Raw genomic sequence first — 12162 nt, forward strand, 5'->3', positions numbered from 1 at the left:
TGAGGAACCATGCGCGGGGAACCCGAAGGCCTCAGGGCCGGGCCCGCCAGCCAGCAGGGCATGCGACGGGCCAACCTCGCCCTCGTCCTCGGCGTCATCGCCCGCGCCCCGCGCTCCCGCGCGGAGGTCGCCACCGGCACCGGGCTCACCCGGGCCGCCGTCTCCTCCCTCGCCGAGCAGCTCATCGCCGCCGGGCTCGTCGTCGAGGAGGGCCCCTCCGCCCCCAGTGGCAAGGTCGGCCGACCGGGCACCGCCCTCGGCCTCAACCCCGACGGCCCCGCCGGCCTCGGCGCGGAGATCGGCGTCCGGCACCTCGGGGCCTGCGTCGTCGACCTGCGCGGCGAGATCCGCGCCTGGCGCCGCGAGGAGGCCGCCAACGCGGACCGCCCGCCGGGCGCCGTCCTGGCGGACCTGGCCGCACTCCTGCGCGAGACCGTCGCCGAGGCGGGCCTCGCGCCGGCGGGCCTGACCCTGGCCGTCCCCGGACTGGTCGACGCGGGCGGGGTACTGCAGCGCGCGGCCAACCTGGGCTGGGCGGACGTGCCGCTCGCGGCGGAGCTCCGGGCGGCGCTGCGCGCGGGGGAGGACGCCGCCGCGGGCGCGAGTGCCGCGGAGCCGCGACCGGGCCGGGGCGGATCGGGCGGCGGCGGGCTGGCGGAGCTGCCGATCGAGGTGGACAACGAGGCGAACCTCGGCGGGCTCGCCGAGCGGTGGCTGGGGGAGGGCCCCGAGGACTTCCTCTACGTCTCCGCCGAGGCCGGGGTCGGTGCGGCGATCGTCATCGGCGGGCGACTGCTGCGCGGAGCCCGCGGCTACGCGGGCGAGTTCGGCCACGTCCCCGTCCACCCGGACGGCCCGCGCTGCGCCTGCGGCGCGCGCGGCTGCCTGGAGCAGTACGCGGGCGGGGCCGCCGTCCTGCGGGCGGCGCACCTGACGGACGCCCGGGGCGACTGGGCGGCGCTGGTCGCCGACCGCGCCGCAGCGGGCGACGAGGCCGCCCGCGAAGCGCTGGTCCGCGCGGGGCGTGCCCTCGGCACGGCCGCCGCCGGAGCGGTCAACCTGCTGGACCCGGCCGCGATCGTCCTCGGCGGCGGCTACGCCGGCCCGGCCCCCTGGCTGCTCCCCGCGATGCACGCCGAACTGGCCGCCCGCGTCACCGTCCGGCCTTGGTCCGACGACCGCCTGACCGTCTCCCGGCTCGGCCGCCGAGGCCCCCTCCTCGGCGCCGCCGTAGGCGTCGTCCGCGCCATCGTCGCCGACCCCGGCCCCCTGGCCACCCCGGCAGGGACCTGATACCCGGCCGGGGCGGCGGGCGCGATGAGCCGGGGCCGCATCACGCCCCCATGCCTCGCGCACGGGCTCCCCGAGGTGGGCCGGTGGTTGGAGTGGGCGGCCGGGGGAGCCGGGCTGGAGTGGCCCCCGAGGTAAGCGGGGCCAGCGGCCGGAGGGGGTCGGTTGCCGGATTCCGTGGAAGTCCGGAACGACCTGAGCCCCCGGCCGGGGGCCGGGGGCTCAGCGGGGGTGAGGGGGTCAGGCGGTTGCGGCGGCCAGTTCGCGGCCGCCGGAGCGGGGGGTGCGGAGGACGGCGAGGAGGGCCACGGCGACGCCGACGAGGGCCCAGAGGAAGAGGACCAGGAGGGGCTTGCCGATGTTGGTGGAGTCGAAGTAGGCGATCGACTTGGTGACGGCGGTGCCCGCGCCGTTGGGGATGACCGAGCCGATGGCGCGCCAGAAGGGGGGCATCATCGGGTCGGGGTAGACGCCGCCGGCGCTGGGGTTGCCGAGGACGACGAAGATCAGGACGGCGACGCCGATGCCGAGGATGTCGAAGAGGCACTGCAGGGCCATGGTGAAGGCGCCGACCGTGAAGACCACCAGGGCGCCAATCGCCGTCAGGGCGAGGATCGAGCCGGGCAGGGCGTCCAGGACGGGGCCGGCGATGATCGTGCCGCCGAGGCCCGCGACCACCGAGTAGAGGGCGAGGGCGCCGAGGCGGATCAGCAGGCGGTGGACGTTGGCGGGCTTGGAGCCGGCGCTGATGCCGAGGATGGAGGCGACCAGGTAGCCGCCGACGCACCAGCCGATGACCAGGTAGAACGACGTGAGGCCGTTGGTGTCGCCCTTGGCGAGCGGCAGGACGTCGTGGACGACGACGGTACGGCCCTGCTTCGCGTCCAGCGCGGTGGTGATGGTCTCCGCGGCCTTGGCGGCGGACGGGCCGCGGGCGCCGCCGACGAGGAGGGTGTCCTGGGTGCCCCTGGGGTCGACGACCAGGGCGGCGTAGACCTTCTGGTCCTTGATCTGCTGGGTGGCCGTCTCCGCGTCGGGCGCGGTGACGGCCTTGACGGGCTTGCCGTCGATCGCGTTGAGGGCGCCCGTGTACTTGGGGGCGACCTGCTCGGGGGCGACCACCGCGATGGAGAGGTTCTGCGGGGTCGGGTGGTGCAGCGCCCCGACGTACGAGGTGATGAAGCCGAGCTGCAGCAGCAGGACTCCGAGTACCAGGAGTGCCGCGCGCGGGGTGACCGCGCTCTTGAGTTCGGTCATGAATCCCTGCCCCGGGGCAGCCATCCGCATCTCCTTGCGTATCGGCGGAAAACGGATACTTCATACCATGAAGTAGTTGGCTTGTCGCACCCCACGCGCCGGGGCGCGGGGTCTGAGGGGGCCTCAAGTGGCGAACCTCTCTTTACTTGCCCTTGAAGAAAGTTGCCTAACTCAACCATCCGGGGATATGGTTGCGTAAGACAACGAAATCAGAGGACCCAGATGACCCCGACCACAGAGGCCGAGACCGGCGCGGTGGCAGCCGCCGCCGTCGACGACCGTCCGATGACCCACCGCCAGGTGATGGAGGCGCTCTCGGGCCTGCTGCTCGGCCTGTTCGTGGCCGTGCTCTCGTCCACCGTCGTCTCCAACGCCCTGCCGCACATCCTCACCGACCTCCACGGCGGCCAGTCCGCCTACACCTGGGTGATCACCGCGACGCTGCTCACCCTCACCGCCTCCACCCCGATCTGGGGCAAGCTCTCCGACCTGGCCAGCAAGAAGCTGCTGCTCCAGATCGCCCTGGTGATCTACATCGGCTCCTCCGCGCTGGCCGGCCTCGCGCAGAACACCGGCGAGCTGATCGCCTGCCGCGCCCTCCAGGGCATCGGCGCCGGCGGTGTCACCGCGCTGGCGCAGATCTGCCTGGCGGCGATGGTCCCGCCGCGCGAGCGCGGCCGCTACAGCGGGTACTTCGGGGCGGTCTTCGCCCTGGCCACCATCGGCGGCCCGCTGATCGGCGGCGTCATCGTGGACACCCCCTGGCTGGGGTGGCGCTGGTGCTTCTACGTCGGCATCCCGTTCGCGATCGCCGCGATCCTGGTCGTCCAGCGCACCCTGAAGCTGCCGGTGGTCAGGCGCAAGGTGAAGATCGACTACCTGGGCGCGCTGACCATCACCGCCGCCGTGAGCCTGCTGATGATCTGGATCACCCTGGCCGGCAAGAACTACGACTGGCTGTCCTGGCAGACCGCCGCGATGGTCGGCGGGGGCCTGCTGCTGGGCGCGCTGGCCGTCGTCGTCGAGCGCCGCGCGGCCGAGCCGATCATCCCGCCGGACCTCTTCCGGTACCGCACCGTCAGCCTGGCCGCCCTGGCCAGCGTGCTCGTCGGCGTCGGGATGTACGGCGCCACGACCTTCCTCAGCCAGTACTTCCAGCTGGCCCGGGCCAAGTCCCCGACGATGGCCGGCCTGATGACCCTGCCGATGATCCTCGGCCTGGCGGTGGCCTCCACCGTCGCCGGCCGGCTGATCACCAAGTACGGCAAGTGGAAGGCGTACCTGGTCGCCGGCACGCTGATGCTGGCCGTCGGCTTCGGGCTGCTCGGCACCGCGCGGGCCGACACCGACTACACCCTGCTCTCCGTCTACATGGCGATCACGGGTGTCGGCCTCGGCCTGACCATGCAGAACCTGGTGCTCGCGGTGCAGAACACCGTGCCGCGCCACGAGCTGGGCGCCGCCAGCTCGGTGGTCACCTTCTTCCGCACCATGGGCGGCGCGATGGGCGTCTCCGCGCTCGGCGCGCTGATGAACGACAAGGTGACCCACTACCTGGCGGAGAACCTCGCGGCCGCGCACATCCCGGCCGGGCACGGGACCGGCGGCGGCATCCCGGACCTGCACAAGCTGCCCGCCCCGGTCGTCCCGCTGGTGACGGACGCCTTCGGCCACGGCGTCGGCATGGTGTTCCTGTTCGCGGCGCCCTTCGCGCTGCTGGCCTTCGTCACCGTGCTGTTCATCCGCGAGACGGTGCTGAAGACCAGCCAGGTCTGAGCCGCCCGCGCAGACGGAAGGGCCGGGGAGTGCCATCGCACTCCCCGGCCCTTCCGGCGTTCGTCCTAAGCCCTACGAGCCCTACGAGGCCTGCGAGCCCTGCGAGCCCTACGGCGCCGCGATCAGCACCAGGCCGTAGACCACGGCGGAGGCGCAGAGCGCGAAGCAGGCGTACGCGCCGGCCAGCAGGGCGGGCTTGCCGGTGCTCCGGCCCTCGCCCTCACGGGCGCTCAGCACGGCCTCGCGGCGCGACAGCGCCAGGATGCCGAGCGCGAAGACGGCGACCACGGCGACGGTGATGCCGAAGCTGGCGCAGGCGGTCTGGGCCAGGGCGGTCCACTTGATGTGCATGGTGCGTGCTCCTCAGCGGGCGGCGCTCAGGCCGCGACCGTGGTCGAGGCGGGGGACGTGACGGTGGGGGTGGTCGGGGCGAGCTCGACCGGGGTCACCTCGTCCGCGTCGTTGACGTTGTGCGCGCTGACGGGCTGGCGGCGCGAGATGATCCACATCGCGCCCGAGCCGGCGACCAGCAGCACGCCGACCACGACGACGCCCCAGGTGCCCTGGCGGGCCAGCAGGGCCGCGCCGCCGGAGACGAGGGCGGCGGCCGGCAGGGTCAGGCCCCAGGTGTAGACCATGCGGCGCACCAGGCTCCAGCGCAGCTGGCCCTTGGGCCCGCCGAGGCCCGCGCCCATGATGCCGCCGGAGCAGACCTGGGTGGTGGAGAGGCCGAAGCCCATGTGCGAGGAGGTCAGGATGACGGTCGCGGCGGCCGACTCGGAGGCGAAGCCCTGCGGCGCCTTGATGTCCGCCAGGCCCTTGCCCATCGAGCGGATGATCCGCCAGCCGCCCATGTAGGTGCCGAGCGCGATCGCGGCGCCGGCGGAGACGATCACCCAGGTGGGGGGCAGGGCGCCGTGCGGCAGGGCGCCGACCGAGACGAGGGTGAGGGTGATGATGCCCATGGTCTTCTGGGCGTCGTTGGTGCCGTGCGCGAGCGAGATCAGCGAGGAGGAGAAGATCTGGCCGGTCTTGAAGCCCTTGGTGACGGTGCCCTCGTCGCTACGGCGGGTGATCGCGTACGCCAGCTTGGTGGCGCCCCAGGAGGCCAGGCCCGCGACGAACGGGGAGGCGATCGCGGGGATCAGGATCTTGGAGACGACGGTGTCGAAGTTGACGCCGTTCATGCCGACACCGACCACGGTGGCGCCGATGAGGCCGCCGTAGAGCGCGTGCGAGGAACTGGACGGCAGGCCGCGCAGCCAGGTGAGCAGGTTCCAGAGGATGGCGCCCGCCAGTGCCGCGAAGATGATCTCCGGGTGGACGCCGCTCTTCTCGTTGACGATGCCGCCGGAGATGGTGGTGGCGACCTTCACGGACAGGAACGCGCCCGCGAAGTTGAGCACGGCCGCGATGGTGACCGCGACCTTCGGCCGGAGGGCTCCCGTCGCGATGGAGGTGGCCATCGCGTTGGCGGTGTCGTGGAACCCGTTGGTGAAGTCGAAGGCGAGCGCCGTGATGATCACAACGGCTACCAGGAACGAGATGTGTTCCATACCCAAACAATCGTCGTAGTTGTCGCACGGACGTTGGTGTCGTCGTGACGGTAGGTCTGTCAGGTGAACGAAAGGTGAACTGGGACGGGAATCGTGGTTCTGATGGTGTCCTGGCGATGGCTGAGAGCTTTCGCAGGGGTGAACCGTGGCGTGTTGACCAGGCCTTCGAAGGGGAACGTCCGGTTTCGATCGGTTTTGTTGAGAGTTGTCTCACAGTTCGCACGGAGAATTAACCCCCTGGTCGGGGTGTGCTCTGTTTCCGACCGGTAACCCATGGGAGGATCTGCGGCAACCCGGCGAACACACGGGGGCAGGTAGCAGGTTCGGTGCGGGGAGGACCAACCATGGGCGGGGCTGCACAGCGCACGGAAACGGCGGGCGTACGCCCCTGGGTGCGGGCGGCGTTGCGCTGCGGAGCCGCCCTCGCGGCCGCCGCGCTCTCCCTCCCCCTGGCCGCCGGCGCGGCCTGGGCCAGCCCGGACCCGGGCACCACCGGAGTGAGCGTCGCCCCCGGCCAGGACCCGCTCGCCGCCACCAAGGCCACCCTCGGCCCGATGCTCGACCGGCTCCACGACCTCTACCAGAGCGCCGAGGCCGCCACCGAGCAGTACAACGGCTCCGTCGCCAAGGTCGCCGCGCAGCAGGCCGCGCTCACCGAGGTCCAGGGCAAGCTCGACCGCCAGCAGAAGCAGGTCGACGCGGGCACCGACATCGCCTCCCAGCTGGCCGCCGCCCAGTACCGCAACGGCGCCACCTCCGCCTACGCCGAGCTCCTGCTCTCCAAGGACCCGTACGAGGCCGTCACCATCGCCGAGCTGCTCAGCGCCGCCAGCCGCTCGCAGTCCGACTTCCTCGCCAAGCTCAAGGGCGACCGCGACGCGCTCGACACCCTCAAGCAGCAGAGCGAGGAGGCGCTGAAGACCTCCAAGACGCTCGTCACCCAGCAGGAGGCGGCCAAGACCAAGGCGGCCGCCGACCTCGCCGCCGTCGAGCTGACGGTCTCCTCCCTCACCGGCGCCCAGCGCGCCGAGCTGGAGCAGCTGGAGAAGGCCCGCGCCGACGAGGCCCAGCTCGCCTTCCTCGCCTCCGGCGCCCTCGGCAAGGGCGAGCGCACCCCCTCCGCCCAGGGGCGCGGGGCCATCGCCTTCGCCCTCGCCCAGCTGGGCAAGCCGTACCTGTGGGGCGGCACCGGGCCCGAGTCCTACGACTGCTCCGGCCTCACCTCGCAGGCGTGGCTGCACGCCGGGCGGTCGATCCCGCGCACCAGCCAGGAGCAGTGGGCGCAGCTCCAGCACGTGCCGCTCAACCAGATCCGGGCCGGCGACCTGGTCATCTACTTCAAGGACGCCACGCACGTCGGGATGTACATCGGCGGCGGGCTCATCGTGCAGGCGCCCCGGCCCGGCGCGTACATCAAGGTCTCGCCGATCGGCTCGATGCCGATCCTCGGCGCGGTGCGGCCCGACCCCGACGGTGCGGCCGACGACGCCGGCGGCGCCTGGAAGGTGCCGGACCTGCCCGCCGGCTGGGACGCCACCACGCCGATAGCGCCCAGCCCGGTGCCGCAGACGCCGCCCGTCACCCCGGGGACCCCGGCCACGCCGACCACCCCGGTCACCCCCGAGCCGGGGACGTCCACCGGCACGCCGTCCGGTACGGGCTCGCCCACGCCGACCCCGACGGACACGGCGACGACCAGCCCGACGCCGACCGGCACCACGACCCCGGGCACGCCCTCGGGTACCGGCACGCCCTCGGGCACCGGCACCGGCACCGGCACTTCGGCGCCGACCGCGACCGGGACGGGTACGGGCACGCCGAGCTCCACCGGGACGTCGACCGGCACGGCCGGCGCCTCGGCCCCGGGCAGCGCCACGGCGACGCTGCCGCTGGGCGGCACGGTCTCGCCCAACCGAGGCTGAACAGGCAGGAGGCCCGCCCGGTGACACCGGGCGGGCCTCCTGCCTGTTCCACGGCGTCTACGGCGCGGTGTCGGGCTCGAAGCGGACGACGACGGCCTTGGAGGTCGGCGTGTTGCTGATGTCGGCCGTGGAGTCCAGCGGGATCAGCACGTTGGTCTCCGGGTAGTACGCCGCCGCGCCGCCCCGGGCGACGGGGTAGTGGACGACCCGGAAGTGCGGGGCGCGGCGCTCGACGCCGTCCGTCCACTCGCTCACCAGGTCGACGTACGCGCCCTCGACGAGGCCGAGTCCGGCCGCGTCCGCCGGGTTGACCAGGACGACGCGGCGGCCGCCCTTGATGCCCCGGTAGCGGTCGTCGAGGCCGTAGATCGTGGTGTTGTACTGGTCGTGGGAGCGCAGGGTCTGCAACAGCAGGCGGCCCTGCGGGACTTCGGGGGCGGTCAGCGGGTTGACCGTGAAGTTGGCCTTGCCGGTGGCGGTCGGGAAGGTGCGGCTGTCGCGCGGGCCGTGCGGCAGGGTGAAGCCGCCGGGGCGCTGGAGCCTGGCGTTGTAGTCCTCGAAGCCGGGGACGACGCGGGCGATCCGGTCCCGCAGGGTGCCGTAGTCGGCGGCGAACTCCGCCCAGGGCACGGAGTCCTCCGGGCCGAGGACGGCCTCGGCGAGGCGGCAGACGATGGCGGTCTCGGAGAGCAGGCCCTCGGCGGGCGGGCGCAGCCGGCCGCGCGAGGCGTGCACCTGGCCCATGGAGTCCTCGACGCTGACGACCTGGTCGCCGAGGCGGGTGGTGTCCCGGTCGGTGCGGCCGAGGGTGGGCAGGATGAGGGCGCGGGCGCCGGTGACCACGTGCGAGCGGTTGAGCTTGGTGGAGACGTGGACGGTCAGCCGGCAGCGGCGCATCGCGGCCTCGGTCACCTCGGTGTCCGGGGTGGCGGCGACGAAGTTGCCGCCCATCGCGAAGAACACCTCGACCTTGCCGTCGCGCATGGCGCGGATGGTGTCCACCGAGTCGTAGCCGTGCGCGCGCGGCGGCTCGAAGCCGAACTCCGCGCCCAGGGCGTCCAGGAAGGCGGCGCTCGGCCGCTCGAAGATGCCCATCGTCCGGTCGCCCTGGACGTTGCTGTGCCCGCGCACCGGGCAGACCCCGGCGCCGGGGCGGCCCACATTGCCGCGCAGGAGGAGGAAGTTGACCACCTCGCGGATGGTCGGGACGGCGTGCTTGTGCTGGGTGAGGCCCATCGCCCAGCAGACGATGACCTTCTTCGAGGCGAGGACCATCCGGCCCAGCTCCTCGATCTGCTCCCAGGGCAGGCCCGTGGCGGCGAGGACCTCCGCGCGGTCCGTCTTCAGGGCCTGGGCCTCGAACTCCTCGTAGCCGTGGCAGTGTTCGGCGACGAAGGCGCGGTCCACCCCGTCGGCCTCCAGGACGATGCGGTTGAGCGCGCGGAAGAGCGCCAGGTCCCCGCCGAGGCGGATCTGGAGGAAGAGGTCGGTCAGCTTGGTGCCCTGGCCGACCAGCCCGCGGGCGTTCTGCGGGTTCTTGAAGCGCTCCAGGCCCGCCTCCGGCAGCGGGTTGACGCTGACGATCGTGGCGCCGGCCCGCTTGGCGCGCTCCAGGGCGGAGAGCATCCGGGGGTGGTTGGTGCCGGGGTTCTGGCCGGCCACGATGATCAGGTCGGCCTGGTAGAGGTCCTTGAGGCTGACGCTGCCCTTGCCGATGCCGATGGTCTCGGTGAGGGCCGAACCGGACGACTCGTGGCACATGTTGGAGCAGTCGGGCAGGTTGTTGGTGCCCAGGCGGCGCGCGAACAGCTGGTAGGCGAAGGCGGCCTCGTTGCTGGTGCGGCCGGAGGTGTAGAAGGCGGCGCCGTCCGGGGTGTCCAGGGCGCGCAGCTCCTCGGCGATCAGGGCGAAGGCGTCGTCCCAGGAGATCGGCGCGTAGTGGGTGGCGCCCTCGTCGAGCAGCATCGGGTGGGTGAGGCGGCCCTGCTGGCCCAGCCAGTAGCCGGAGCGCTCGGTGAGGTCGGAGATCGGGTGGGCGGCGAAGAACTCGGCGCGGATGCGGCGCTCGGTGGCCTCCTCGGCGACGGCCTTGGCGCCGTTCTCGCAGAACTCGGCGAGGTGCGGCTTGTCCGGCTCGGGCCAGGCGCAGCCGGGGCAGTCGAAGCCGCCGTGCTGGTTGAGCCGGCCCAGGGTGGCGAGGGTGCGCCGGGGGCCCATCTGCTCGGCGGCCATCCGCAGGCTGTGGCCGACGGCGGGCAGACCGGCGGCCGCGTGCTGGGGCGCGGACACCTGCGGGGCGTCCTGCGCCGGGTCGCTCTGCGGGGCCTGCTTGGCCATGACTGCGCTCCTTGGACTGTGCCTGTTCGGGCCGCCGCACCCTTGCGGGGCCCGGTGCCCATCCTTCCACCCAGGTGGAGGCAGGGGGAGGGGAGAGGCCCGGCCTCGGTAGAGTCTGCTCGTCACAGGGGAAGGGGGAGGGGCGCATGCGGGTCGGTGACGTCCTCGACGGACGGTACGAGCTGCTGGAGAAGCTCGGGCAGGGCGGCTTCGGGGTGGTGTGGAAGGCGCAGGACACCCGGATGCAGCGGCCGGTGGCCGTCAAGGTGATCGGGCACCACGGCGGTGACCAGGCGAAGGCCGCGCTGCGGTTCGTCCGGGAGGCGTGTGCGGCGGGCAACCTGTCCCATCCGCACATCGTGACCGTGCACGACCTCGGGCAGAGCGAGGTCGCCGACGAGCAGGTGACCTTCCTGGTCATGGAGATGCTGACCGGCCGCACCCTGACGGAGGTGCTGCGCGCCGGGGTGCCCGAGCCCGCGCAGAGCCTGCGGTGGGGGCGGGAGATCTGCGGGGCGCTCGCGGCGGCGCACGACGCGGGGATGGTGCACCGCGACATCAAGCCGGACAACATCATGATCACCGACGTCGGCCGGCTCAAGGTGCTGGACTTCGGCATCGCCCAGCTGGACACCGGCGCCGGAGGGCTCACCACCACCGGGACGATCGTCGGCAGCCCCGCCTACATGGCGCCCGAGCGGTGGACCGGCGGGCGCGTGGACGGGCGGGCGGACCTGTACGCGCTGGGCTGCGTGCTCGTCGAACTCTTCACCGGGGCACGGCCGTTCGGCGGTGACTCCACGCCGGTGCTGATGTACCAGCACCTCAACGAGCCGCCGCCCGCGCTGGACCCGGCGCAGTTCGGGCTGCCGCCGCAGGTGGCCGGGCTGATCGCCGAGCTGCTCGCCAAGGACCCGCAGGCGCGGCCGGCGGACGCCCGTACGGTCGAGGCGCGGCTGGCGGAGCTGGCCGACTGGCGCGGGGAGGCGGCGGTGGCCCCGGCGTCGACGGTGAAGGAGCAGCCGCCGGAGCCGGAGCCGGTGGTCCCGTCGACGCCGCAGCCCGTGGCCCCGTCGACGCCGCAGTCCGTACCGCAGGTTCCGCCGATGCCCGCCTCGCCGCCGCCCTTGTTCCCGGTGCAGCCGTCGGCGCCGAACGTGCCCACGCCCTCGCAGGTGCTGCCGCCGCTGACCACGCCGCCCGTGGTGGCCGCCGCCGGGCCCTCCGATGCCGTACGGGCCTCGCTGCGCGAGCGGCGCACGGCCGCCTACCGGGCCGCGACGGCGGGCGAATCGGCGATCCAGCTGCAGGCGATCGCCCAGGAGTGCGTGGCCGCGCTCGGCGCCGACGACCGCGACACCCTGTGCACCTGGCGGGACTTCAGCTGGTACCTCAGCCGCGCGGGGGACGTCGAGGGCGCGATCCGGCTGCTGCTCACCGTCGTCGAGGACATGAAGGCGGCGTTCGGCCCGGCCGACCCCGACACCGTCAGCGCCCGCTACCACCTGGCGTGGTGCGTGGGCGAGAGCGGCGCCGAGGTCACCGCGATCCGGCTGCTGTCCGAGCTGCTGCCCGACCTGCACGTGGCCGGCGGCCCGCAGGACCCGCGGGTGCTCAAGGCCCGGCACGACATCGCCGTGCGCCAGGCCAACCGGGGCGACCTCAACGGGGCGATCGCCGGGCTGCGGGCGCTGCTGCCCGACCTCGCCCAGGCCCTCGGCGAGCGCCACCCCAGCGCCGTGCAGGCGTGGCAGGACCTGATGACCTTCCAGCAGCGGTTGGTCGTCACCGGCACCAAGCGCCGCAACCGGGCGCCGAAGATGAGCCGGATGGAGGCGCTGATGCTGGTGCGCCGCCTGCGGCTGTGGGACTTCGTCAACGACCGGGACGGGCAGCTGGCCGTGCAGACGCTGGAGCGCGGGATCGGCCTGAAGGGCGTCGCGAGCGTGGTCTTCGAGGCTCCGGACCACGTCTCGGACGAGGACCTGGTGGAGGAGATCTTCGGGCCCTGACCCGTACGGTCT

Annotated in this window: 8 protein-coding genes; 4 read left to right on the forward strand and 4 right to left on the reverse strand. The window is 73.2% G+C overall.

Going from position 1 to position 12162, the window contains the following annotated elements; all coding sequences use genetic code 11:
- Nucleotides 1–9 precede the first annotated feature (9 nt).
- A complete protein-coding gene (locus ACIBCA_RS06695; RefSeq protein WP_396281718.1) occupies nucleotides 10–1293 on the forward strand; it encodes an ROK family protein in 1284 nt (427 codons plus the stop codon).
- A 237-nt stretch (nucleotides 1294–1530) separates the two neighbouring features.
- On the opposite strand, the gene ACIBCA_RS06700 is transcribed toward ACIBCA_RS06695, so the two are convergent.
- On the reverse strand, nucleotides 1531–2571 hold the full coding sequence (locus tag ACIBCA_RS06700) for an ABC transporter permease (RefSeq protein WP_396281719.1): 1041 nt from the start codon (nucleotides 2569–2571) through the stop codon (nucleotides 1531–1533).
- 198 nt (nucleotides 2572–2769) lie between these two features.
- On the opposite strand from ACIBCA_RS06700, the gene ACIBCA_RS06705 reads away from it, so the two are divergent.
- Nucleotides 2770–4323, forward strand: coding sequence for an MDR family MFS transporter (locus ACIBCA_RS06705; protein WP_396281720.1), 1554 nt, complete (start codon nucleotides 2770–2772; stop codon nucleotides 4321–4323).
- Nucleotides 4324–4431: 108 nt separating this feature from the next.
- On the opposite strand, the gene ACIBCA_RS06710 is transcribed toward ACIBCA_RS06705, so the two are convergent.
- Nucleotides 4432–4674, reverse strand: coding sequence for a hypothetical protein (locus ACIBCA_RS06710; protein ID WP_396281721.1), 243 nt, complete (start codon nucleotides 4672–4674; stop codon nucleotides 4432–4434).
- A 26-nt stretch (nucleotides 4675–4700) separates the two neighbouring features.
- A complete protein-coding gene (locus ACIBCA_RS06715; protein ID WP_396281722.1) occupies nucleotides 4701–5879 on the reverse strand; it encodes an anion permease in 1179 nt (392 codons plus the stop codon).
- Between the two features lie 344 nt (nucleotides 5880–6223).
- Between ACIBCA_RS06715 and ACIBCA_RS06720 the strand changes: the two genes are divergently transcribed.
- Nucleotides 6224–7801, forward strand: coding sequence for a C40 family peptidase (locus ACIBCA_RS06720; protein ID WP_396281723.1), 1578 nt, complete (start codon nucleotides 6224–6226; stop codon nucleotides 7799–7801).
- Nucleotides 7802–7858: 57 nt separating this feature from the next.
- Here ACIBCA_RS06720 and ACIBCA_RS06725 read toward each other — a convergent pair whose 3' ends face one another.
- Nucleotides 7859–10138, reverse strand: a complete 2280-nt coding sequence (locus tag ACIBCA_RS06725) for an FdhF/YdeP family oxidoreductase (protein ID WP_396281724.1) — start codon at nucleotides 10136–10138, stop codon at nucleotides 7859–7861.
- Between the two features lie 146 nt (nucleotides 10139–10284).
- Between ACIBCA_RS06725 and ACIBCA_RS06730 the strand changes: the two genes are divergently transcribed.
- Nucleotides 10285–12150, forward strand: a complete 1866-nt coding sequence (locus ACIBCA_RS06730; RefSeq protein ID WP_396281725.1) for a protein kinase — start codon at nucleotides 10285–10287, stop codon at nucleotides 12148–12150.
- The last annotated feature ends 12 nt before the right edge of the window (nucleotides 12151–12162 follow it).

Origin of the sequence: Kitasatospora sp. NPDC051170 (assembly GCF_044455705.1) — a bacterium.
Taxonomy (GTDB): domain Bacteria; phylum Actinomycetota; class Actinomycetes; order Streptomycetales; family Streptomycetaceae; genus Kitasatospora.